The following is a 21,377-nucleotide window of genomic DNA, read 5'->3' on the forward strand; positions in this document are numbered from 1 at the left end:
CCGCTATCGAAAGGGGTCGATAATCTGCAGATTGTCGATGAGCTGCCCGTGAGAGAGGTCTTCGGAATAAAGCCGCGAGCACCCCTGCGCCTGCGCAGCGGCGACGATTGCGGCGTCCCAATAGGAAAATCCATATCGTGATTTGATGTCGAGCGCGGCGTTGACGATCGCCAGCGTGATGTCCTGAACCCTGAACCTCTGCCACGCGCGCACAAGACCCGCCGCGATGTCGTGCGATAGCGCGTCCTTTCGGGATGGTCGCGTCGCCTGCACATAGAACTCCTGCAAAACCTGCGTCGACAGACTCCAGTCATCCTGATCCAGCAATGCGATGGACCGCTCGCGCTTTTCCGCCTCAGACGGCTCACGGCTGATCGAGTAGAGGAGAATATTGGTGTCCAGAAAGCCCCTCACCGTTTTTTGTGCCCGATTTGCCTCTCATGAACGCTCTGGCGCGAGAGCCGATCCGAAGCGCAAAATTCCTGGATCTGCGCGCGGAGTTCCTGCTCCTGGCGTTTCAGCCGGTCGAACTCCGTGCCTTCCGAAGCGAATTCAATCAGGAAACGGCGAACCACCGCGGACACTGAAGTATCCTCCTGCGCCGCCCTGATCCGCGCCCGGCGATACAGCTCGTCGTCAAGTGAAACTGTGATATTTTTCATATTTTCACAGTTAGACTTGAGTGCGCCTGCGCGCAAGAGTTCACGCCACAGCCCGCATCGCCGCGTCGAACTCGCGCGTCGCCTCCGCGACATCAAAGGGTTCGACGGGCCGCCGCACGCATTCGAGCGCCTTTTCGGCGCGCGCGAGCGCCGCGCCTTCCAGCGGCGGCGCGCCTTCGGCGACCGGCCGCGCCTCCGCAAGATCGCCGTTGCAATGCAGCACGATATCGCATCCGGCGCCGATCGCGTTCTCGGCGCGCTGGCGAAAGCTCCCGGAAAGCGCCTTCATCGAAAGGTCGTCGGTCATGAGGAGACCATCAAAGCCAATATGGCCGCGGATGATGTCGCCGATCACCGACCTTGACAGTGTTCCAGGCGCAGTTGGATCTATCGCCGTGTAGACGACATGGGCGCTCATCGCCATCGGCAGATCGGCGTTCGCCTTGAACGGCGCGAAATCCATACGCTCCAGGTCCTCGCGGCTCGCCTTGACCACCGGCAGCTCCAAATGGCTGTCGGCGCGGGCGCGCCCATGACCGGGAATATGCTTCATCACCGGTGCGACGCCGCCCGCCATCAACCCTTCGGCGGCCGCGCGGCCGATCGCGGCGACGCGCGCCGGATCGCGGCTATAGGCGCGATCGCCGATGATGCTGTGGGAATCCTCAGTGGGCGCATCGAGCACCGGCAGGCAGTCGACGTCGACGCCGACTGACCGCAGATCATGGGCGATGAGCCGAGCGCCAAGCCAAGCGAGTCGCTCGGCCTGCGCGGCGTTGGCGGCCGCCAGCTCAAAGCGCGCGGCGGCCGGATAGGCCGGCCAGTGCGGTGGACCCAGACGCTGCACGCGGCCGCCCTCCTGATCGACCAGAACAGGCGCATGGCGGCCGAGAGCGTTCCGAATGTCGGCGGTCAGCCGCGCGATCTGCTCGGGCGCGTCGACATTGCGGCGAAAGAGGATCACGCCCCACGGCGCGGCGTCGCGCAGGAACGCGCGCTCGTCGGCCTCGAGCGCGAAGCCCTTTAATCCACAGATGAAGGCGCGCATATCGTCCCGTCAGTTACCCGCGACGAAGCAGGAGCCGCCGGTCGCCTTCACCTTGCTGCAGATCGCGTTCGCGGACTCCTTGCTGACGGCCCCGACGCGCACGCGGTAGACGGTCCTGTCATTCACGGTCGCCATTTTGAAGGTCGGCTTCAGGCCGCCCAGCTGTGAGCGATATTTGCTGACGACGGTCTTCAGCAGTTCGCGGGCATCGGCCTCGCTGTCCGCCGCGCCGAACTGCACGGCGAAGCCGCCTTTGCTCGGAGGCGCCGCTTGATCGGAATCCGCGTCCGGCGGTGACTCTTCTACCGCGGCGACTTTCGGCGTCGCAGGCTTCGGCTTGGCGATTCGCGGGGGCGTCGCCGTTGGCTTCGCCTGGGTCGGCGGGGTCGCGGTGGCCGCGCCAATGGCGCCTGGAAGGGCTGCACGCGCCGCCGTCTCGGCAGAGGGCCGGCTCGCCATGGCGACGGCCGTCGGCAGAGCGCCATCTTCCACCCGGCTGCCGTCCGGCCGCACGGTGACGGTTTTCACCCTCCTTGGCGCGGCCGTGGCGGGCGCCGGAGGCTCATGCGGCAAATTAACAGGCCCGTCGCCGAGCCGCGCCGCATGCGGCGTAACGGATGGATCCACCGCCTGTTCCTGATGGGTGACAAGCTTCTGAACCGGCGCCTGCTCCCTGCGGTCCAGAACGACAGCGGCGCTGGCGTCGGGCGCCGTAGTTTCGGCCTCAACGCTTGGCTTTACCTTCACCGGTCCTTCCGGGGCGACGATGGTTGCGATCTCGCGTGAGCCATTGGAGCCGCTGCGATGCCAGAAAGCGAAGCCGATGCTCAGAACGGCGACGAGCGAAATCGCGACGACGGCGTGCCACGGCCGGAACCAGGATCGCCAGCCGTGAGAATCCTCATAATATTCATCGCTCTGGCCATAATCGAGATATTGCGAATCATCGCTCCAGCCGGCCTCGGCCTCCTGATACGCGGACTCGTATCCGGCCCCTTGCTGCGGGCTATAGCCCGGCGGCAAATCGCGATAGTCGGGATCAACCGGATAGGCAGGCTCCAAAGGCTGCTCCATCGACGGCTCTGGATAATATGGCGGTTCAGCCGCCACTGGCGGCGCGGCGTCATAGGATCCCCGCAGTTCAGCGGCTTGAGCGCGAGCGTCGCGCGCCGCGAGAATTTGGCTGTAAGGATCCGTGGCGGCGCGGTCTCCGCCATGGACCAGCCGCGCGAGTTCGCTGAGCGGATCGTCGGCTCGGGGGGCGCGTTCGGACCCGCGCAGCCGCCGCTCGAATTCGCCGAGATCGATCGCCGGGCCTCTAACGGATGTCTCGCGCATAATGCACCTCGCTCGTTGATTCCTGGGGGGGCGCGAAGCAAATTGATAAGCGCGTCCTACGCCTGGCCGTGGCCGCTCAAGGCGTCGATTAGCGCATCTCGTCGGGGGCGCTCACGCCGAGCAGCCTCAAGCCTGACCCCAGGACGATCGTTAAAGAGCTAACCAACGCAACCCGAGCGATGGTTAACTCTCTCTCTTCAGCCTTAACAAAGCGTAAGTGCGGCTGATCTTTGCCGCGATTCCAATGCGAATGGAACACGCTCGACAGTTCATGCAGAAAAAAGGCCACCCGGTGCGGCTCATGCGCGGCCGCCGCCGCCTCGATCACCCGCGGATACTGAGCGATCATCTTGGCCAAAGCAAGTTCGCCCTCGTCCGCCAAAAGCGCCAGATTCGCCTCGGCTAGGCTTTGGGCCGAGAGGTCCATATCGGGAAAAGCGGCGAGCGCCTGGCGCAGCGCCGACTTTCCCCGCGCATGGGCGTATTGGACGTAAAAGACCGGGTTGTCCTTCGATTGCTCGATGACTTTGGCGAGGTCGAAGTCGAGCGGCGCGTCATTCTTGCGATAGAGCATCATGAATCGCACGGCGTCGACGCCGACCTCGTCGACGACCTCTCGCAAAGTGACGAAGTCCCCGGCCCGCTTGGACATTTTGACCGGTTCGCCGGCGCGCATCAGCTTGACGAGCTGGCAAAGCTTGACGTCGAGCGTCACGCGCTTGTCGGAAAGCGCGGCGACGGCCGCCGTCATGCGCTTGACATAGCCGCCGTGATCCGCGCCCCAGACGTCGACAAGCGTGTCGAATCCGCGATCGATCTTGTCCTTATGATAGGCGATATCCGCTGCGAAATAGGTCGGCGAGCCGTCGGATTTCTTCAAGGCGCGGTCGACGTCGTCGCCAAAGAGCGTCGATCTGAACAGCGTCTGCTCGCGATCCTCCCAGTCGTCGGGCAATTGCCCTTTTGGCGGGGGTAAGCGGCCCTCATAGACGAGGCCTTTGGCCCGAAGCCAGTCGATGGCGGCGTCGATCGCCGAGACGCCGTCCCTTTTTGCATGCAAGGCCCGCTCGGAAAAGAACGTCTCATGCGTGATGTTCAAGGCGGCAAGATCGCCGCGGATCATCTCCATCATGGCGTCGATGGCGGCGGCGCGAACGATTGGCAGCCACTGGCTCTCCGCCTCGCTGGCGAGCGCCTCGCCATGCGCTTTGGCGAGCGCCTCGCCGACCGGCTTCAGATAGTCGCCCGGATAGAGTCCCTCGGGGATCGTGATCGCCTCGCCCAGAGCCTCGCGGCAGCGGAGAAAAACGGAGCGCGCCAGGACGTCGACCTGGGCGCCGGCGTCATTGATGTAATATTCGCGCGTCACCTCGCAGCCCGAAAAGGCCAAGAGATTTGCGAGCGCGTCGCCGAAGACGGCGCCCCGGCCATGGCCGACATGCATCGGCCCCGTCGGATTGGCCGACACATATTCGACATTCACCTTGCCCTGCAGGGCGCTTGACCGGCTCTTGGCGACGCGGCCGAAATTCTGCGGATCGCGCAACACGGCGCAAAGAACCTGCGTGAACATCTCGGGCTTCAGCCGGATATTGATGAAACCCGGCCCCGCGACCTCGGTCGCGGCGACGTCCGGCGATTGCGCAAGGGCATAGCCGATTTCGACCGCCAGTTCGCGCGGAGAGGCGAAATGCGGCTTCGCCTCCTTGGCGAAGACCATGGCGGCGTTCGACGCAAGATCGCCCAGAGTCGCGTCCTTTGGCGGCTCAACGACGAAGCGCGCGTGATCAAGACTGGGCAGCCGGCCATCGGCCGCGATGCGATCGAGAATGGCGGCGATGCGAGCGTGAAAGTCGTCGAAAATGTTCATGGAGGTCCGGGCGCTTAAGGTCGGCCGCCCGTTTAACAGCTTGGGCCGGGGAAATCACCCCGTCCGCAGGGCTCGACAGACACCCGCTGCCCCGCGGCAGGTCTTAAGGTCGACCAGCGGCTTCACCGCCAAACACCCGCTTCACTTCGTTCAGCGCGTAGCGGTCGGTCATGCCGGCGATATAATCGGCGACCACCACAGCCCGATCGGCGTCTTCCAGGGCCACCGCCTGCGCCGCCCATTCCGCGGGCATCAGCTCCGGGTTCTCAAAAAAGGCCGGAAACAGCCGAGAAATCGCATCGCGCGCCCGCTCCCAGACGCCCATGACCTTCTCGTGCCGATACATGTTGGCGAAGAGGAAAGCCTTGATGTCGCGCTCGGCTTCGGCCATCGGCGGCGAGAGACGGACAAGGGCTTCGCCCGCCCGCCGCGCTTCATCGGCGCTCGCCGGCGAAACACGCGCCAAACGCCGTAGCGATTCGCCGATTGAATCCTCGACGAAGGCGGTGATGACGCGGCGCACCAGCTCATGGATGACGCGCGCCCGTTCGAGGCCGGGATATTCGTCGCGGACATGCGCGAGCACCCCTGCAATGAAGGGCGTGCGCGCGATGTCATCGAGCGAAAACAGTTCGGCGCGCAGGCCGTCGTCGATGTCATGGCCGATATAGGCGATATCGTCGGCCTGAGCCGCGGCCTGCGCCTCGACGCTGGCGAAGGTCGAGAGATCGAGCGGAAAGATTGCGTTGAAGGCCGCGATGTAGCGCGACAGTGGACGAATACCCGCCACGCCAGCCGCGGGCTCCTCATCCTGAGGAGCGGCCCGCAAGTCGGGTTTACCCGACTTGCGAATTTGAATGTCGATCTCGGGCAAGCCCGAGATCGAAGGCGGCGTCTCGAAGGACGAGGAGCCATGCGCTTCGGACTCGGCGCTCTCCCTCGTCCTTCGAGACGCGAGCTTCGCCCGCTCCTCAGGATGAGGGAAGGGATGCTCGTCGCGTGCGGCGGGCAGCAGTGGCCCATTGTGCTTGACGATGCCTTCGAGCGTCTCCCAGGTCAGATCGAGACCGTCGTAGCGTGCGTAACGGCGCTCCAGCAGCGTCACGACGCGCAGCGCCTGAGCGTTGTGATCGAACCCGCCATAGGGCGCCATGCAGGCCTCGAGCGCGCCCTCGCCGGCGTGGCCGAACGGCGTATGGCCGAGGTCATGGGCGAGCGCGACGGCTTCCGCGAGATCCTCATCGACGCGCAGCGCGCGGGCGAGCGCGCGGGCGATCTGCCCGACCTCGATCGTATGGGTGAGGCGGGTGCGAAAATGATCGCCGTCGAGCGGCACGAAGACCTGCGTCTTATGTGCGAGACGGCGAAAGGCGGTGCAGTGGATGATTCGGTCGCGATCGCGCTGGAATTCGCTCCGCGTCGGCGATGGCGCCTCCGCGTAAAGTCGGCCGCGCGAGCGCGCGGCGTCGCTGGCGTATGCCGCAAGAGGACCGCGAACCGCCACATGCACGCCTTTCATTGAAACGCCTCAGGTTTGGACCTATCTTGCAACAGGAGCATATCCCGCAAACCGCCTAGCTTGGCGCAGAATGGGATATGCCGAAATTAAAATTTCGGGCGAGTTTCTTTCGATCGGGCGTTCCGCCCGCAGTAACTCGCGACGGCCCGCGCAGGCAAGTGACGGAGAAACGGATGACGACGGCGGCAAGCGATATCGCGCTCACCGATCAGGCGGCGCGGCGCATTCACGCGATCCTCGCCAATGAGTCGCCCGGCGCGGTGTTTCGCGTTTCAGTCGAAGGCGGCGGCTGCTCCGGCTTCCAATATCATTTCGCCGTGGAGTCCGCCCCGGGCGCGGAGGATGCGCTCCTTGAGCACGCCGGCGCCCGGGTCGCGATCGACCCCGCGTCCATTGGCTTTCTCGTCGGCGCCAGAATCGACTTTGTCGACGATCTGATGGGACAGTCCTTCCGTGTCGTTAATCCCAACGCCGTCTCCTCCTGCGGCTGCGGCACCAGCTTTTCAGTCTGACGCCACAGCCGCAGTTGCAGGCGCGCGTCACCTTGCTGCGGGGTCATTCTGCGGCGAGCGCTCGGCGCCATCTTGGGAGTTTCAGCCTTGGACGCGCTCTTTATCGGCCATGCCTATATCGACGTCACCATGCGCGCCCCGCGCATGCCTTTGGGCGACCAGAAGGCGTTAGCGCGTGACTATGCGGTGAGTTTCGGCGGCAACGCCGTCACCGCCGGCTTCGCCTGCGCCAAGCTCGGCCATCCCGTCGATCTCTTGACCACGCTCGCGCCCGATTGGCTCGGCCACATGTTCATGGACATGGCCCATACCTACGGGATCGATGTCCATCCGCGACGGGTGGCGCGCTCGTCGCTGTCCTTCGTCTGGCCCAATGACGGCAAGAGGGCGATCCTGCGCGCGCGCGACGACACGTATCTGCAGGGCGTTCCGCGCCTCGACATTTCGGAAACGCGACTTCTGCATCTCGACGGGCACATGGCCGACGCCGCGCTCCATTATGCGAAGGGGGCTCGGGCGCGCGGCGCTCTCGTCTCGCTTGACGGCGGCGCGCTGCGGCCCTGCATCGAGGAGCTGACGGGTTACGTCGACGTCGCGGTGGTGGCCGAAAAGCTTTGCGAGCAAATGTCCTTGTCGGAGCTCGACATGCTTGGCTGGCTGAAATCCAAGGGCTGCCGGATCGGCGGGGTGACGACCGGCGAAAAGGGCATGTTGTGGTATGACGAGGACGGCGAGATTTCGCAGATGGCCTCGCTCGCCGTGCCGCACGAACTCATCGTCGACACGTCCGGCGCCGGCGACGTCTTTCACGGCGCCTATTGCGCCGCCTATCTCGAGCGGCCGGACGCCCCCTGGCGGGAACACTTTGAATTCGCCCGCGCGGCGTCGGCGCATAAAATCCAGCATCTCGGCAATGAGGCGGGGCTGCCCTCGCCCGACGACGTCGCCGCGGCGCTCGCCGCCTTTGCGCCGGCGGATGCGCTGAGCCCGGTTTGAGCCCATCCGTCGCTGGCGACCCAAAGCCGCCCGCGCGACGCCGACATTTATGCACGACGGAGTCGCCGAGGCGGGCTTGGCAAACCGTCGCCCGCCTTGTATACGCGGGACCGCATTCCCCGATAGCTCAGCTGGTAGAGCACGCGACTGTTAATCGCTAGGTCGTAGGTTCGAGTCCTACTCGGGGAGCCATCTCGGAACGAAACTGCGAACGCCGTGCGTAAATGCGGCGGCCGATCGTCGAACTGTGAACTCCGATCGGCTCCAGAGCCCCGCCTCCCGCTATGTGCTGCAGCCGGCGCCGTCATTCCGGCGGCCCTCGTCTCTGACATACGTTCCGATCTTCCCGGCAGATTACCGCACAAGTGACCGAAAGCGTCTATGACGCCGACCGGGAAATCTCTGCTGATCCCCCAAGCAGTCGCTACCGAAATCATGTCCCCTGTAGCAGGTCGGGCAGTCTCGCCAGCGTTCGGGGCCAGAACTAGGTCGCACAATAATGTCACGTTTGTCGTCATTGGACGTTTCAGCATGTTTTCGAGCCGCATGCCTTCGATTCACTCGTTTAGGCCGAGTTTTGCCAAAACATTGGTTTACTGAAATTATTCAACACCTGAGTTCCGCAAAAAACAGCTTGCCCCTGCCTTCGGAGGGGTTTTTGAACACGATCGAGTGAATTTAAGCTGCGCGAATTATGCAAGCATGAGCACAGGCGATTCGAAATCGGGGCTGCAAAAATGAATGCCAATCGATTGAGCGAACCACGTTTCAACATCGTCATCTGGAAGGGCGCGAAGCAACTCGGAACGCTACGAGATCGCGACGCCAGCCGGGCGCTCAGCAATTTCGGCGGCGTTGTGGCGCGCTATAAAAATTCCACTGACAATCACCGGGTCGAACTTTACGACGGAGAGAACCTGATCGAGGCCTGGTCGAGCGATGACGGAAACAAGGCTCCTTCCGCGGAGGCGCCTGTCCCCGCCAGCGGAAAAATTCATCGCGAGGGCGAGTGCGTCCGGCGGGTCATTTCGGTCCCCTGTCAGCTTGTGCCATCACGTTCGGCGAAAGCGTGAGCTAGCGTGAGAGGTAGGAGATTCTCACCTTCCGCTTCCTGAATCCGCTCGCCGGCGGATCCTCGGCGAAGTGGCGCCGGGGGGCAAAAAACTCGGTCGTCGCCTGCGCAAAGGCATTGGCTCGGCCGCGGCCGCCAACTATTGATGAGGATCCTTTTGCAGAGAGAAACAGGGAGGTTCGCATGGCGTGCTTTAAGAACGCTGGGTTGGTATTTGGCCTGATGGTCGGCTTTGCTCTCACTGCTCAAGCAGCGAGAGCCCAAAATCCTATTTCAGAGCTTGCCTCTGGAGTGAATCGCGTGGGGGCCGAGGCGGGACTGGCAGTTACGAACGTGCTCAACAACGTGACGGGAAAGACTACGGCTATGCCTGTCACCCCTTCACCGGCTCCCGCGATGGCAAGATCGGCTGGTGTCGTCCATCATCATCACCACCATCATCATAATCTTCACCATCATCATCACCATCACTTGTGAATCGGGCGGCGGGGTTCTCAGCTCCGCCAGTTCGACGCAGGAAATCCGCCTCGCCGGTTAGGCGCGGCATGACGCGAATGGCGTCCCCGCTCTAGGCTCTGCCCTGCGCATCCGCGGGGCTTGGTCCTGATGCGCAGGCTTCGGCTTCCGGCGGACAGCAGAGCCGCTTCCAAAACTTCAATTTTTCGAAGGCGAGCGCCTGCCCGGCATCATGGCGTCGCGCCCGTCCCAGCGATGGAGCCCTCCTCACGGGCTGATTTCAACGCGTCCTGCGCTTCTCCCCGGACACGGCGGCAGCAATCTTTGGATGTGGGACACGTCCTTTGACGGCGATATCAAGTGGTTCGTGCAAGCGCGACGTGTTGCCATTTGCTGGAGCAAGACGATGTTTGCAGTATTGAGCCTGAGTTCGTCGGGCATTGAAAATGCGAGAGGGCCCGATGATGGCCATTCTGAACAGAAAAACTCTTGGGGCGGCGCAGCTCGTGGCGGGAACCGCTCTCCTCGTGCTGATCGGCCCCCCGTACGCCGAACGCGGCCCAAGCGCCGCTTGGGCTTTGGAAGCGGGATATCAGGGGCCGCAACAGATCGCGCGCCGTGAGACTTCTCGCTATCGCGGCGTTCGCCGCCCCTCCTCCGAGGAGAACGCCAAGGAAGAAGCGCCCGAAGACGCTACATCAACAAGCAGCAGCGGGGCTCTGGCGGCGGCGCTGGCCGCCTGTGAAAAGGACTCGAGTGGAACGGCAGGCTTAACGTTGCCAGGCGCCAAGGGCGCGATCAGATTGGACAGCTGCTATCGCGGGCGCGATCAATTCGTTTGCAGCCTTAATACGCTCTTGGATGAGGCCAAAAAGCTCAACAGCGATTTCGGACACATCATCGAGGCTAAATATCCCGCGGTCGGCAGCGTCGATGCGATCTGTCGCATCAGACCCGACGCGCTTTCGGCGGATTTGACAAAAGCGGGCACTTTCGCCGCGAGATTTAAGGACTTGAGGATCGAATACGACCGGCGCATCAGCTGCGCCATGAAAGTCGAGCAGAACCTGAAACAGGTGAATCTGGGCGATATGCCCCACTCGGCGGACATATTGAAGTCGATGAACGACACGCTTGAGGCTGACTTGAAGGATGTCGCCGCCACAAGACAACAGATTTTCGATCTCAACGAGAAAATGCAGGCCTCGCAGAAGGCCATCGTGACGATCGAAAAGCTTCGTCCAACGATGTGTCTCTCGACATCGGCGCCAAAACCTGCGGAGAGCGCTGAAAAACCTGTCAGCGGAGGCCAATAGGCGCCGACGCCCCAGTTGGCTTTTAGAAAGTCGACGACTTGGCCGGCTTGGAGACACGCCGGCCTAATCCCCACATCGTGGCTCCCCTTCCGATCGGCGTTCCTTCGCGACTGATCGTCTGTCCGGTCGTGGGCGCGCCGTCGTCGATTTGAGGAGCGACCAGACGCTTCATCATGGCCGCGTCCGGGTATATCGACTTGTTTCTTGAGATGCTCCCATCGACCAGGGATTTCGAGGCGAGGACGCCGTTGGCGACGCCAATGAAATTCGTATTGCGGGCTGCGATTTCAGGCTGCAGAAGGAAGTCGATGAATTTATATGCTTCTTCGACATGTGGAGCGTCCGTCGGTATGACGAGATTGTCGAGTCGAATAGGAGCGCCCTCCCGGGGGATGAAAAAGTCGATCTCGACAAATTCTTCCACCAAGCCGGCTGTGTAGCGGGCGCGCAGGCTATCCAGGGAAAAGCCGACCGCGACGCAGACGTCGCCGTTGACCAGCGCGTTGACATAGTCGCGAGGGTCGAGGCGTTTGCCGTCGCGCCGGAGGGCGGTCAAAAGCTCGGCGGCGCGCATGCCGTCCGTGCGTCGATCCAACCCCGGCGAAAGTCGCCAGTTGGACCACAGATATTGCAGCGCGGCAGCAGACAAATCCTCAGAACTGTCCAATATTCCCACCCCGCAGGATGAAAGTTTCTTCAAATTTTTCTGCTTGAAAAGCAGGCCCCATGAGTCGAACGAGAAATCCGCCGACGGCGGGGCCGTCCCCATGAGTTCCCTGGCCTTTCCGACGTCGTAGGCGATCCCCATCGCAAACCACGCATAATTGACGGCGTGTTCGTTCCCGGGGTCATAGGTGGCAAGGCGCTCCATAATCTCTGGCCAAAGATTGACGGCGTTTGGAAGCTTGCGCTTGTCGAGCTTCTGATAAAGGCCCCTGGCGATCTGCTTTCGCAACACACGGCTCGAAACGATCACGACGTCAAAAGCGCGGTTCCCAGGCTGAAGCGTTGTTTCTAAGCTCTCGTCCGAACTGTAGCTTTCGTATGTCACCTGGATGCCGGTCGTCCTGGTGAAATCTCTCAGCACACGAGGATCGACGTAGTCGCCCCAGCCCAAAACATTGACGATCCTTTCTTGGCTGATCCTTTCTTGGCTGATGGCGGGAAGGACGCAGCAAGAGAACGACAATGCGACGCTGCTCAGCGCGACCCTAAGGACGCTTGTGGGACTCATCGGGTAACGCTCTGATCTCTCTGTCGAGAACCCCATGGCGGGCGTCTTGAAAACAGATATCTATGCGCCTCTGCAATCGCGGCAATGCGCAAGCGGAATATCCACGGCATGCGAGCTAAAGCGCGGACGGCAACCCGCCAAAGCGAAATCGGAAAAGACCTGGATGACGATCGTCGGACGTGATCTTCTTATCACTGCGCGAGAAGCGCCCTAAGACGAGCGCGCAAAGGAGGCATCGTTGCAGGCGCCGGAACTCGCGGTATCGCAATGGTTCAATACGCCGGCGCCGATCACGCTCGCGGGCTTGCGCGGGCGCGTGGTCATGCTGCACGCCTTTCAAATGCTGTGTCCCGGTTGCGTCGCGCATGGCACGCCGCAAGCGCAGCGCGCGCATGCGCTGTTCAGCGACTCCGACCTCGCCGTCATCGGCTTGCACACGGTGTTCGAACATCACGCGGCGATGACGCCCGTGTCGCTCGAAGCCTTCATCCACGAATATCGGCTGACATTTCCCATCGGCGTCGATCAGCCCGCGGAGCGCGGGTCGATTCCCGTCACCATGGCGCGCTATGAAATGCGCGGAACGCCAACAGCGATCCTGATCGGCCGCGACGGGCGCATTCGCCATCATGGATTTGGACAAGAGGACGACATGGCGCTTGGCGCCATCATCGGAACGCTGCTCGCGGAGCCCGCGCCCTAACTATTCGGCGCGCCGTTCGATCTCTTCCATATCGTCGTCGGTCAGTCCGAAATGATGGCCGATCTCATGCACGAGCACATGGGTGACGATCGCTTCGAGCGTGTCTTCGCTATCGGCCCAATAGTCGAGTATCGGCCGTCGATAGAGCCAGATCATATTCGGCTGCTCGCCCGTCTCGGAAAGATGCGCCCCCTGCGTGAGGCCACGCCCGCGAAACAGACCCAGAAGATCGAATTCGCTCTCGCATTGCATGTCGTCGAGCGTTTCGTCGTCGGGAAAATCCTCGACGCGGATGACGAGGCCCTCGCACAGGCGCGTGAAGCGTTGCGGCAGAGCCGCGTAGGCCGCGTCGGCGAGCGCTTCGATATCGGCAAGCGTCGGCGGCCTCATGCGGCTCCACTCCTGTTCCGTCATAGTCCTACATTTCCGTTGAACCGCTCTCGGGTCATTCCCCACACGCGCCCCACACGCGCCCCACGCGCGATCGCGCAACTGCATCTTAACGCAATCGCTGACAATCGGATCGTCATTGCGAGGAGCGTAAGCGACGAAGCAATCCAAAAACGCGCGGCGGATTCTGGATTGCTTCGCCCGCGGCCCGCAAAGACAGCTCGCACGGTCGTGTCATTCCACGTCAGATCTTCTGCCCGCCGAAAAAAAGAGGCCCGGCGAAAAGATCCATCGGGATTCCTATCCTTCACATTGCGCGCGAAACCGCGCTGCTGCGCCGGAACAATCGGCGGGATGCAATGTTCAGGCAAGGATCATCCTGAGAGGAGATACTCGTGAACAAGCTATTGATCGCAGCGCTTGCGCTTGGCGTCATCGGCTTCGTGAACTCCGCAACGTTCGCTCCAGCCCTGGGCCGCCTGCCGCTGAGTTCCGAACGCGTCGTGCAGAAGGCGGACGATCGCCAGCAGGACCAGACAGACGAGCGCGCTGATCAGCAGCGCCAGGGCGAGTGGTGGGGTCGCGGCGGTCCCTCCTGGCGCGATCCGCGTCCGTGGAGCGACGACGAGTGGCGCCGCAATCCCGATTGGGACGAAAAAGGGACAGGTCCGGACGAGGACTGATCCCATTCGCGTTAGAGTCGCCTGCTTATCGCCAGCCGCGCACGTCAACCAAGCGTCCCGCGATTGCCGCTGCCGCCGCCATCGCCGGCGAAACGAGATGCGTGCGGCCCTTGAAGCCCTGTCGCCCCTCGAAATTGCGATTGGACGTCGACGCGCAGCGTTCGCCCGGCGCTAAACGGTCGGGATTCATCGCCAGACACATGGAGCAGCCCGGCTCCCGCCACTCGAAGCCGGCGGCGGTAAAGATCTTGTCGAGACCCTCCGCTTCCGCCTGCGCCTTTACGAGACCCGATCCCGGCACAACCAACGCGTTGATGCGATCGGCGACGCTCTTTCCCTCGACCATCTTCGCCGCCGCGCGCAGATCTTCGATACGGCCGTTGGTGCAGGAGCCGATGAACACGCGGTCGATTTCGATGTCGGTGATGCGTTCGCCGCCCCTCAGACCCATATAGTCGAGCGCGCGTTCGATCGCGGCGCGCTTTTGCGGGCTCTTCGCGCTGTCGGGCGTAGGCACGAATCCGTCGATGGTCGCGACGTCTTCGGGAGACGTGCCCCAGGTCACGATCGGCGGCAGATTGCTGGCGTCGAGCCTGACGATCTTATCGAAATGCGCGCCCTCGTCCGTGTACAGCGTCTCCCAATATTTGCGCGCCATGTCGAACGCTTCGCCCTTTGGACCTTTTGGGCGATCCTTCAGATAGGCGAAAGTCTTCTCATCCGGCGCAATGAGCCCAGCGCGGGCGCCGCCTTCGATCGACATGTTGCAGACGGTCATGCGGCCTTCCATCGACAGGTCGCGGATCGCCTCGCCTGCATATTCGATGACGTGTCCAGTGCCGCCGGCGGTGCCGATCTTGCCGATGATCGCGAGGATGATGTCTTTCGCGGTGGCGCCGTCGGCGAGCTTGCCGTCGACCTGCACCAGCATATTGGCCGCCTTCTTCTGGATCAGCGTCTGGGTTGCGAGCACATGCTCGACTTCCGACGTGCCGATGCCATGCGCGAGCGCGCCAAAGGCGCCGTGAGTCGAGGTATGACTGTCGCCGCAGACGATCGTCATGCCGGGCAGAGTGAAGCCTTGCTCCGGGCCGACGATATGCACGACGCCTTGGCGCCGGTCGTGCTCGTCGTAATATTCGACGCCGAATTCCTTGGCGTTGAGCGCGAGCTGTTCCACCTGCGCCCTGCTCTCGGAATCTTCAATCGGCAAAGAGCGATCGGTCGTCGGCACATTATGATCGACGACGGCGAGCGTCCTTTGCGGGGCGCGCACCGACCGGCCCATCATGCGCAAGCCTTCGAAGGCCTGCGGACTCGTCACTTCATGCACGAGGTGGCGATCGATATAGAGCAGGGACGCGCCATCCTCCTGGCGCTCGACCACATGGTCGTCCCAGATCTTGTCGTAAACGGTGCGGGGCGCGGCTTTGGACATTTATCTCTTCCTCTTGCCGGCGTGTCGCATCCGGCTCGCTGGTTTGATTGCCTCATCCTGAGGAGCGGCGCGGGCCGCATCTCGAAGGACAAGGAAATCACTGGCGGCGCCCTCGTGCTTCGAGAGCACCCCGGCTTCCTCAGCATGAGGCCGACTGCAATTGGCCGACTCTCATCGTCTCCCTTGAATTGAGGCTGTTCTACCCGTAACGCAAGCTGCATGGAAGAGAGTTCAAGGCGCAGCCCTCCCCGAGCCCATAAGCGATGAGCCTGCCCTCCCCAGAGCTTCCTGCGCCGCTTTCGGCGGCGATCGAGGCGAGGCTTGAGGGCCGCGCACAGGGCATGCTGCGCGACAGAGCCCGACAGCTGTCGGAGCGCTATCGGTCACGCAAACCCACAATCGAAACCATCCACGACGAGGCGGACGCCTTGGCGTATGCGGCGACGCGCATGCCTGCGACCTACGCCGCCATCGTGAGGGCGCTCGGAAGGCTCGACGAGGAGCGCCCCGAATTTGCGCCAAAGCGGGTGCTCGACGTTGGCTGCGGTCTTGGCGCGGGCTCCTACGCCGCGGCGACCGTGTGGCCCAGCATCGCCGAGATTGCGCTCATTGACCGCAGCGCGCTCTTCCTGAACCTCGCGACCGGTCTGATGCAGGAAAGCGGCGTCGCTGCAGCGGTCGAAGCAAGCTTGGCCGATTTCACCAAGCCGCAAGCGGGTGAAGCCGTCCCTTTCGACCTCGTCGTCGTCGGCTACGCGCTCACTGAAATCGCCGAATCCGACCTCGCCGTCGTCATCGATCAGCTTTGGTCGCGCACAAGCGGCGCGCTTGTCATCGTCGAGCCGGGAACGCCTCGCGACCATGCCCGGCTGATGATCGTCCGCAGCCGACTGATCGCGCTCGGCGCGAATATTCTCGCGCCCTGCCCGCACCAGGCGCCCTGCCCTTTGCCGGCGAACGACTGGTGCCATTTCTCGGTCCGGCTGCCACGGCGGCGAGCGCACAAATTGGTCAAAGCCGCCGACGCGCCCTTCGAGGACGAGAAGTTCGCCTATCTCGTCGCGGGGCGGACCGGCGGGACGCCGCCATGGGCGCGCGTTATCGCCCCGCCCCGCGTCAGCAAGGCGGGAGTGTCCCTAAGGCTCTGCGCCGATAAAGCATTCCAAGAGACATTCATTCCCAAGCGCGACAAGGCGCGCTACGAAAAGGTCAGGAAAAAAGACTGGGGCGATCCGCTGCGCGCCCCGGCGGAGGAAATTTGATGAAACAGCCACGTCCGAGGGTCGCGCCCTATCTGACCGTCAGCCCCGCCGCCGCAGCCATCGCTTTTTACACCGGCGCCTTCGGCGCCCAGCAGCGGGCCCTCATGCCGTCGGTCGACGGGCTGCGCATCGCCCACTGCGAACTACTGATCAACGGCGGCTCGGTGATGCTTGCCGACATCTTTCCGGAATTTGGCCAGACCCGCGTGCCGCTGCCCGGCGAGCATGTGACCGTCTCCATCAGCCTCGAATACGACAAGGCGCAGGACGTCGACGACATCTGCGCGCGCGCCACCAAGCTCGGCGGCAAGGTCGAGACGGCCCCGACCAATTCTTTCTGGGGGACGCGCTACGCCTCCTTGCGCGACCCATTCGGCCACCGCTGGATTCTCAACGCGCCGCTGGAGACCTAAAAAAAGCCGCCCGAAGCCGGGCGGCTGCGGACGGCGGCATTCTCCGAAAACTGTGGTTATTTGCCTGCAACAGCCTTCGGCTTGGTGTCGATGCGCTCGGCGATGCGGGCGGACTTGCCGCGGCGGTCGCGCAGATAATAGAGCTTGGCGCGGCGCACTTTGCCGCGGCGCACGAGCTTGATCGAGTCGATCAGCGGCCCATGGATCGGAAAGACGCGCTCGACGCCTTCGCCATAGGAAATCTTGCGGACGGTGAAGCTCTCGTTAAGGCCGCCGCCGTTGCGCGCGATCACAACGCCTTCATAGGCCTGAATGCGCGCGCGCTCGCCTTCCTTCACCTTGACGTTGACGATCACCGTATCTCCCGGCCGAAACTCCGGGATTTTCTTGCCCTCGATAAGCTTGGCGGCATGTTCCGCCTCGAGCTGCTCGATAATGTTCATAACGAAAACTCCTGCCGTTTCGTCTTAGCCGTTGAGGCCGACGAGCGTTTCGGAACGCTGTTCTAGTTGAGTCCCGGTCCATAACTGAAAGGCGGCGCTTTGTCGAGCTGCCTGGGGTCGCTGGAAATCGTCAAGCTTCGGCAATGCGCGGAGGAGCGATCGTCACAGACATTCCCTCGCGTGGTCTTATATAGTGGCCCCGGGGAGCTGGCGTTTCAGACGAGGGAGAGACGCGACATGACCCAGCAGGAAGAGCGGCGCAACGAAAGCGCGCAACCCGCCGAAGCGGCGGCCGAAGTTGCTGCGGAAGGCCGGCGGCGGCTGGAAGATTTCACCGAAGCGCGCACCGAGATCTGGGACTGTCTGCAGGACGCCAACCGCGTCTTAATGGAGCGCATGCAGCAGGAAGCGGCGTTGACGGCGGAGCTTGCCTCAAAGCTCACGGCGTCTCGCTCCATATCCGAGACCACGACGGTTCTACAGGATTGGACGAGCAAACATATCGAGATGACGACGGAGGACACGCGCCGCCTGTTCACCGACGCGCAGCAAATGCTCAATGCAAGCACGCGCTTCTGGTCGAATACCGCGCAAGCGCCAAGCCCAGAAGCCGCCGGTCGGCTCATGTCCTAACGCCGTAAAGCGGAAGCCCTCAGCGGCTTCCGCTTTATCCCATGCTCTCGTCTTCGCGATCGAGCGTGAAGCCGACCTTCAGCACCACCTGATAATCGCTGACCGCGCCCTTGCTGATGTTGCCGCGAATCTGGACGACTTCGAACCAACGCAAGTTACGCAAGGTTTCGCCGGCGCGCTTGAGCGCGGCGCTCACCGCGTCCTCGACGCTGTCCGGCGAAGACCCTACAAGCTCGACGACCTTATAGACATGACCTTCCATATGAAGCTCCCTCAATTCACATGTCGAACGGCTTTGCCTTGCATAGGTAGCGCGGACTTCGCCGCCGACAGCGGCGTTACTTCAATCGGTCGCCGAAAAGAAACTCCATCGCGCGATCGAGCCTGATATGCGGCAACGGCAGCGGCTTCTGGTCGGCGCCCAGCATCGCGGCTGGCGGCCGGAATTTGAGAAAGCGGAAGTCAGCCTCTTCATCGGAAACGGCCAGCGCCTCGCCTTTAAACACGTCGCGCGGATCCGCCGGCAACTCGCCAGGGAAAATGGCGCCTTCCGCCACGCCGTCGAAAGTTTCGTGGCCAATGCGCTCCCCGGCGACAGGCGTGCCGACAATGGCCGAAAGCTTATCGCCCTCATGCCGCACCATCGCTTCGCGGGTGGCGCGAACGGCGGCGAGCGCGATCACGTCGATCGAGGCGCCCACGCCCTCCGCGCGCTCTATGGCGCGGGCGGTCAGGTGACGCAGGATCGCTTCGAGCCGGTCATGGCTCGTGTGATGCAGATGGTCGGCCTTTGTCGCCGCGAAGAGGATGCGGTCGATCTTTGGGCGAAAGATCGTGGAGAACAGATTGGCGCGGCCGGTGCGAAAAGCCGTCAGCACGCCGGTCAGCGCCGTCTCCAGATCGCGCACCGCCTCAGGGCCGGAATTCAGCGCCGCAAGCGCGTCGACGAGCACGATCTGCCGATCGAGCCGCGCGAAATGATCCCGAAAGAACGGCCGCACAACCTGCGACTTGTAGGCCTCGTATCGACGCTCCATTTCGCGCCCAAGGCTGCGATAGGGCAACTCCTCGCTCTCCGACACGGGAAGCGGCGCGAATGTCAGCGCCGGCGATCCTTCGAGATCGCCCGGCATCAGAAACCGACCCGGCGGCAGGCTCGAGAGCGCGAAACGCTCGGAGCGCGCCAGACGCAGATATTGGGTGAAGGTCTGCGCCAGCTTCTGCGCGGTTTCTTCGTCGTAGCGCGCTTTGACATCCGTCTGCGCGGTCAGGCCCCGCCACTCGCTGGCGATCATCGCCCGCGCGGGGGCGCTCGCGGCGTCAAGCGTCTCGTGAGACCATTGCGCGTAGGATTTGCCAAGGAGCGGCAGATCGAGCAGCCATTCACCGGGATAATCGACGATATCGATGTCGAGTCGCGTCGGACCCTGGCCGAAGCCTTTGCGCAGCGACCAGCCCTTCGAGCGATATTCCAGCGTCACCCGCAGTTCGGAGATCCGCCGCGTCGACTGCGGCCAATGCCGATCTAGCCCGGTGAGCGCCGCGAGATGCTCCTCGTATGCGAAGCGCGGGACGCTGTAATCTGGCTGCGGATCGAGATGCGCCGACGTAATGCGACCTTCGGCGAGCGCGCGAAACACCGGGAGCTGCGTCTTGCTCTCACCGCCCTTTTCCGGGCGCGCCGCTATCGCCCGCGTCAAATGGTGCACGAGGGCGGTGATGAAGACGGTCTTGCCGGCGCGCGACAGGCCGGTGACGCCAAGCCGCAGGCGGCCGCCGGCGAGAAAGTCAACGACGCTCTCGGTGGCGACACGCGTTTCGAACAGCAGATCGGATAATTGCGACAAGGGCGCTCCGGGTCCGCCGACCTATAGCATCACGTCGCGTCTCTACAAGAGACGCTGGTGAGAACATGTCGCGCTGCAAACCGAGGTGAAGGCTGGCCAGAACGATTCCGCGACAGATTGGAATGGTGACGAGCTCCTACCGCGGCACGGCGCGCATCATCACCGCTTCGACATCGGCACGTAGTCGCGCTGCTTCTCGCCCGTATAGAGCTGGCGCGGACGACCGATGCGCGATCCCTGGTCCTCGATCATCTCCTTCCATTGCGCGATCCAGCCGACGGTGCGCGCGACGGCGAACAACACGGTGAACATCGCCGTGGGGAAGTTCATCGCCTTGAGCGTGATGCCGGAATAGAAGTCGATGTTGGGATAGAGTTGTTTCTCGATGAAATAGTCGTCGTGCAGCGCGATGCGCTCGAGCTCCAACGCGACGTCGAGCAGATCGTCCTTGACGCCGAGTTCGTTCAACACTTCGCGCGTCGTGCGCTGCATGATCTTGGCGCGCGGATCGTAGTTCTTATAGACGCGATGGCCAAAGCCCATGAGACGGAACGGATCGTTCTTGTCCTTGGCGCGCGCGATGAACTGCGGAATGCGATCCGGCGTGCCGATTTCGGCGAGCATTTTCAGCACCGCTTCATTGGCGCCGCCATGCGCCGGCCCCCACAGCGAGGCGATGCCCGCCGCGATGCAGGCGAAAGGATTCGCCCCAGACGAGCCGGACAGTCGAACGGTCGAGGTCGACGCGTTCTGTTCGTGATCGGCGTGCAGGATGAAGATCCGGTCGAGCGCGCGCGACAGCACCGGATTGACTTTATATTCCTCGCAGGGAACCGCGAAGCACATGCGCAGGAAGTTCGATGTGTAGTCGAGATCGTTCTTTGGATAGACGAACGGCTGGCCGATCGAATATTTATAGGCCATCGCCGCGAGCGTCGGGATCTTCGCGATCATGCGCGTCGACGCCACCATGCGCTGGGTAGGATCGGCGATGTTGGTCGAGTCGTGATAGAAGGCCGAGAGCGCGCCCACGGAGGCGACCATCACCGCCATCGGATGCGCGTCGCGGCGGAACCCCTGGAAGAATCGCGCCATCTGCTCATGCACCATTGTGTGGCGCGTGATCCGATAGTCGAAATTCGCCTTCTCGGCGGCGGACGGCAATTCTCCATAGAGCAGCAGGTAGCAGGTTTCGAGAAAGTCGCCATGTTCGGCGAGCTGCTCGATCGGATAGCCGCGATAGAGCAGAACGCCGGCTTCGCCGTCGATAAATGTGATCTTCGATTCGCATGACGCAGTCGCGGTGAATCCCGGATCGAAGGTGAACATGCCGGTTTCGGCGTAGAGATTGCGGATGTCCGCAACGGACGGCCCCAGCGTGCCATCCTTGATCGGCAAATCGACCGATCCGTCGCCGACTGTGAAGATAGCATTCTTCTCCGGCATACCCACTCCCCTCTCAACCGCCCCGCGCTCGCAACGAGCCGGTTCGCGGCGCGACGCGCGCGAACGCTATGCATGAATTGCGTCACATTCGCGATG

At 62.8% G+C, this 21,377-nt stretch carries 23 protein-coding genes, 1 tRNA gene and 1 pseudogene; 12 read left to right on the top strand and 13 right to left on the bottom strand.

Annotation, left to right across the window (positions count from 1 at the left end; genetic code table 11):
- Nucleotides 1-3: 3 nt before the first annotated feature.
- The 6 genes from IYW40_RS09355 to dgt all read right to left on the bottom strand — a co-directional run bounded on the left by IYW40_RS09355 (nucleotide 4) and on the right by dgt (nucleotide 6,437).
- Nucleotides 4-414 carry a PIN domain-containing protein gene (locus tag IYW40_RS09355; RefSeq protein ID WP_196400402.1) on the bottom strand — a complete coding sequence of 137 codons (411 nt, stop codon included), beginning with the start codon at nucleotides 412-414 and terminating at the stop codon, nucleotides 4-6.
- Entirely contained in the window at nucleotides 411-698 is a 288-nt protein-coding gene (locus tag IYW40_RS09360; RefSeq protein ID WP_246720738.1) for a hypothetical protein, read from the bottom strand. Before IYW40_RS09360 ends, IYW40_RS09355 begins: the two co-directional genes overlap by 4 nt.
- Before the next feature lie 4 nt (nucleotides 699-702).
- On the bottom strand, nucleotides 703-1,710 hold the full coding sequence (gene nagZ, locus IYW40_RS09365; protein ID WP_196400403.1) for a beta-N-acetylhexosaminidase: 1,008 nt from the start codon (nucleotides 1,708-1,710) through the stop codon (nucleotides 703-705).
- Nucleotides 1,711-1,719: 9 nt separating this feature from the next.
- The gene (locus IYW40_RS09370; protein WP_196400404.1) at nucleotides 1,720-3,048 is read right to left on the bottom strand and encodes an SPOR domain-containing protein; all 1,329 of its coding nucleotides are present in this window, start codon (nucleotides 3,046-3,048) and stop codon (nucleotides 1,720-1,722) included.
- An 88-nt stretch (nucleotides 3,049-3,136) separates the two neighbouring features.
- A complete protein-coding gene (gene argS, locus IYW40_RS09375; RefSeq protein WP_196400405.1) occupies nucleotides 3,137-4,918 on the bottom strand; it encodes an arginine--tRNA ligase in 1,782 nt (593 codons plus the stop codon).
- Between the two features lie 103 nt (nucleotides 4,919-5,021).
- Nucleotides 5,022-6,437 carry a dGTP triphosphohydrolase gene (dgt, locus tag IYW40_RS09380; RefSeq protein WP_196400406.1) on the bottom strand — a complete coding sequence of 472 codons (1,416 nt, stop codon included), beginning with the start codon at nucleotides 6,435-6,437 and terminating at the stop codon, nucleotides 5,022-5,024.
- A 173-nt stretch (nucleotides 6,438-6,610) separates the two neighbouring features.
- Here dgt and IYW40_RS09385 point away from each other — a divergent pair, with 173 nt between their 5' ends.
- The 7 genes and pseudogenes from IYW40_RS09385 to IYW40_RS09405 all read left to right on the top strand — a co-directional run bounded on the left by IYW40_RS09385 (nucleotide 6,611) and on the right by IYW40_RS09405 (nucleotide 10,789).
- A complete protein-coding gene (locus tag IYW40_RS09385; protein WP_175094359.1) occupies nucleotides 6,611-6,949 on the top strand; it encodes an iron-sulfur cluster assembly accessory protein in 339 nt (112 codons plus the stop codon).
- A gap of 87 nt (nucleotides 6,950-7,036) precedes the next feature.
- A complete protein-coding gene (locus IYW40_RS09390; RefSeq protein WP_196400407.1) occupies nucleotides 7,037-7,945 on the top strand; it encodes a sugar kinase in 909 nt (302 codons plus the stop codon).
- A gap of 116 nt (nucleotides 7,946-8,061) precedes the next feature.
- Nucleotides 8,062-8,137 (top strand) — tRNA-Asn (locus IYW40_RS09395).
- Nucleotides 8,138-8,165: 28 nt separating this feature from the next.
- Nucleotides 8,166-8,362: pseudogene (locus tag IYW40_RS21785) on the top strand (TrbI/VirB10 family protein); the annotation flags it as partial.
- A 320-nt stretch (nucleotides 8,363-8,682) separates the two neighbouring features.
- The gene (locus tag IYW40_RS09400; RefSeq protein WP_196400408.1) at nucleotides 8,683-9,018 is read left to right on the top strand and encodes a hypothetical protein; all 336 of its coding nucleotides are present in this window, start codon (nucleotides 8,683-8,685) and stop codon (nucleotides 9,016-9,018) included.
- Between the two features lie 411 nt (nucleotides 9,019-9,429).
- Nucleotides 9,430-9,555 (top strand): hypothetical protein, encoded by a 126-nt coding sequence (locus IYW40_RS22080; protein ID WP_281432874.1) that lies wholly within the window; start codon nucleotides 9,430-9,432, stop codon nucleotides 9,553-9,555.
- Nucleotides 9,556-9,934: 379 nt separating this feature from the next.
- Nucleotides 9,935-10,789 (top strand): hypothetical protein, encoded by an 855-nt coding sequence (locus IYW40_RS09405; protein ID WP_196400409.1) that lies wholly within the window; start codon nucleotides 9,935-9,937, stop codon nucleotides 10,787-10,789.
- Between the two features lie 22 nt (nucleotides 10,790-10,811).
- Here IYW40_RS09405 and IYW40_RS09410 read toward each other — a convergent pair whose 3' ends face one another.
- Nucleotides 10,812-12,023, bottom strand: a complete 1,212-nt coding sequence (locus IYW40_RS09410; RefSeq protein ID WP_196400410.1) for an extracellular solute-binding protein — start codon at nucleotides 12,021-12,023, stop codon at nucleotides 10,812-10,814.
- 238 nt (nucleotides 12,024-12,261) lie between these two features.
- Here IYW40_RS09410 and IYW40_RS09415 point away from each other — a divergent pair, with 238 nt between their 5' ends.
- Nucleotides 12,262-12,726 (top strand): redoxin domain-containing protein, encoded by a 465-nt coding sequence (locus IYW40_RS09415; protein WP_196400411.1) that lies wholly within the window; start codon nucleotides 12,262-12,264, stop codon nucleotides 12,724-12,726.
- Here the strand turns inward: IYW40_RS09415 and IYW40_RS09420 are convergent, their stop codons facing one another.
- The gene (locus IYW40_RS09420; RefSeq protein ID WP_196400412.1) at nucleotides 12,727-13,140 is read right to left on the bottom strand and encodes a metallopeptidase family protein; all 414 of its coding nucleotides are present in this window, start codon (nucleotides 13,138-13,140) and stop codon (nucleotides 12,727-12,729) included.
- 371 nt (nucleotides 13,141-13,511) lie between these two features.
- Between IYW40_RS09420 and IYW40_RS09425 the strand changes: the two genes are divergently transcribed.
- Nucleotides 13,512-13,799: a hypothetical protein gene (locus tag IYW40_RS09425; protein ID WP_196400413.1), complete on the top strand. Its 288-nt coding sequence runs from the start codon at nucleotides 13,512-13,514 to the stop codon at nucleotides 13,797-13,799.
- 25 nt (nucleotides 13,800-13,824) lie between these two features.
- On the opposite strand, the gene leuC is transcribed toward IYW40_RS09425, so the two are convergent.
- Nucleotides 13,825-15,237, bottom strand: coding sequence for a 3-isopropylmalate dehydratase large subunit (leuC, locus tag IYW40_RS09430; RefSeq protein ID WP_196400414.1), 1,413 nt, complete (start codon nucleotides 15,235-15,237; stop codon nucleotides 13,825-13,827).
- Between the two features lie 263 nt (nucleotides 15,238-15,500).
- Here leuC and IYW40_RS09435 point away from each other — a divergent pair, with 263 nt between their 5' ends.
- Nucleotides 15,501-16,499 carry a small ribosomal subunit Rsm22 family protein gene (locus IYW40_RS09435; RefSeq protein WP_196400415.1) on the top strand — a complete coding sequence of 333 codons (999 nt, stop codon included), beginning with the start codon at nucleotides 15,501-15,503 and terminating at the stop codon, nucleotides 16,497-16,499.
- The gene (locus tag IYW40_RS09440; protein ID WP_018408142.1) at nucleotides 16,499-16,912 is read left to right on the top strand and encodes a VOC family protein; all 414 of its coding nucleotides are present in this window, start codon (nucleotides 16,499-16,501) and stop codon (nucleotides 16,910-16,912) included. Before IYW40_RS09435 ends, IYW40_RS09440 begins: the two co-directional genes overlap by 1 nt.
- 56 nt (nucleotides 16,913-16,968) lie before the next feature.
- Here IYW40_RS09440 and rplS read toward each other — a convergent pair whose 3' ends face one another.
- Entirely contained in the window at nucleotides 16,969-17,355 is a 387-nt protein-coding gene (gene rplS, locus IYW40_RS09445; RefSeq protein ID WP_196400416.1) for a 50S ribosomal protein L19, read from the bottom strand.
- Between the two features lie 237 nt (nucleotides 17,356-17,592).
- Between rplS and IYW40_RS09450 the strand changes: the two genes are divergently transcribed.
- Nucleotides 17,593-17,988: a hypothetical protein gene (locus IYW40_RS09450; protein WP_196400417.1), complete on the top strand. Its 396-nt coding sequence runs from the start codon at nucleotides 17,593-17,595 to the stop codon at nucleotides 17,986-17,988.
- 34 nt (nucleotides 17,989-18,022) lie between these two features.
- On the opposite strand, the gene IYW40_RS09455 is transcribed toward IYW40_RS09450, so the two are convergent.
- The 3 genes from IYW40_RS09455 to IYW40_RS09465 all read right to left on the bottom strand — a co-directional run bounded on the left by IYW40_RS09455 (nucleotide 18,023) and on the right by IYW40_RS09465 (nucleotide 21,281).
- Nucleotides 18,023-18,250 (bottom strand): dodecin, encoded by a 228-nt coding sequence (locus tag IYW40_RS09455; protein ID WP_196400418.1) that lies wholly within the window; start codon nucleotides 18,248-18,250, stop codon nucleotides 18,023-18,025.
- A 76-nt stretch (nucleotides 18,251-18,326) separates the two neighbouring features.
- Complete coding sequence (locus IYW40_RS09460; RefSeq protein WP_196400419.1) at nucleotides 18,327-19,835, bottom strand: YcjX family protein; 1,509 nt, start codon at nucleotides 19,833-19,835, stop codon at nucleotides 18,327-18,329.
- A gap of 159 nt (nucleotides 19,836-19,994) precedes the next feature.
- A complete protein-coding gene (locus IYW40_RS09465; protein WP_123177624.1) occupies nucleotides 19,995-21,281 on the bottom strand; it encodes a citrate synthase in 1,287 nt (428 codons plus the stop codon).
- Nucleotides 21,282-21,377: the final 96 nt, after the last annotated feature.

Source organism: Methylocystis sp. H4A, assembly GCF_015709545.1.
In the GTDB taxonomy this organism is placed as follows: Bacteria; Pseudomonadota; Alphaproteobacteria; order Rhizobiales; family Beijerinckiaceae; genus Methylocystis; species Methylocystis silviterrae.

What these genes read in the sequence shown, in the direction of transcription:
- IYW40_RS09435 (WP_196400415.1), top strand. Translation starts at nt 15,501, where the DNA reads ATGAGCCTGCCCTCCCCAGAGCTTCCTGCGCCGCTTTCGGCGGCGATC.
- nagZ (WP_196400403.1), bottom strand. Translation starts at nt 1,710, where the DNA reads ATGCGCGCCTTCATCTGTGGATTAAAGGGCTTCGCGCTCGAGGCCGAC.
- IYW40_RS09410 (WP_196400410.1), bottom strand. Translation starts at nt 12,023, where the DNA reads ATGAGTCCCACAAGCGTCCTTAGGGTCGCGCTGAGCAGCGTCGCATTG.
- argS (WP_196400405.1), bottom strand. Translation starts at nt 4,918, where the DNA reads ATGAACATTTTCGACGACTTTCACGCTCGCATCGCCGCCATTCTCGAT.
- rplS (WP_196400416.1), bottom strand. Translation starts at nt 17,355, where the DNA reads ATGAACATTATCGAGCAGCTCGAGGCGGAACATGCCGCCAAGCTTATC.
- IYW40_RS09405 (WP_196400409.1), top strand. Translation starts at nt 9,935, where the DNA reads ATGATGGCCATTCTGAACAGAAAAACTCTTGGGGCGGCGCAGCTCGTG.
- IYW40_RS09450 (WP_196400417.1), top strand. Translation starts at nt 17,593, where the DNA reads ATGACCCAGCAGGAAGAGCGGCGCAACGAAAGCGCGCAACCCGCCGAA.
- IYW40_RS09385 (WP_175094359.1), top strand. Translation starts at nt 6,611, where the DNA reads ATGACGACGGCGGCAAGCGATATCGCGCTCACCGATCAGGCGGCGCGG.
- IYW40_RS09370 (WP_196400404.1), bottom strand. Translation starts at nt 3,048, where the DNA reads ATGCGCGAGACATCCGTTAGAGGCCCGGCGATCGATCTCGGCGAATTC.
- IYW40_RS09440 (WP_018408142.1), top strand. Translation starts at nt 16,499, where the DNA reads ATGAAACAGCCACGTCCGAGGGTCGCGCCCTATCTGACCGTCAGCCCC.
- IYW40_RS09455 (WP_196400418.1), bottom strand. Translation starts at nt 18,250, where the DNA reads ATGGAAGGTCATGTCTATAAGGTCGTCGAGCTTGTAGGGTCTTCGCCG.
- IYW40_RS09465 (WP_123177624.1), bottom strand. Translation starts at nt 21,281, where the DNA reads ATGCCGGAGAAGAATGCTATCTTCACAGTCGGCGACGGATCGGTCGAT.
- dgt (WP_196400406.1), bottom strand. Translation starts at nt 6,437, where the DNA reads ATGAAAGGCGTGCATGTGGCGGTTCGCGGTCCTCTTGCGGCATACGCC.
- IYW40_RS09400 (WP_196400408.1), top strand. Translation starts at nt 8,683, where the DNA reads ATGAATGCCAATCGATTGAGCGAACCACGTTTCAACATCGTCATCTGG.
- IYW40_RS09420 (WP_196400412.1), bottom strand. Translation starts at nt 13,140, where the DNA reads ATGACGGAACAGGAGTGGAGCCGCATGAGGCCGCCGACGCTTGCCGAT.
- leuC (WP_196400414.1), bottom strand. Translation starts at nt 15,237, where the DNA reads ATGTCCAAAGCCGCGCCCCGCACCGTTTACGACAAGATCTGGGACGAC.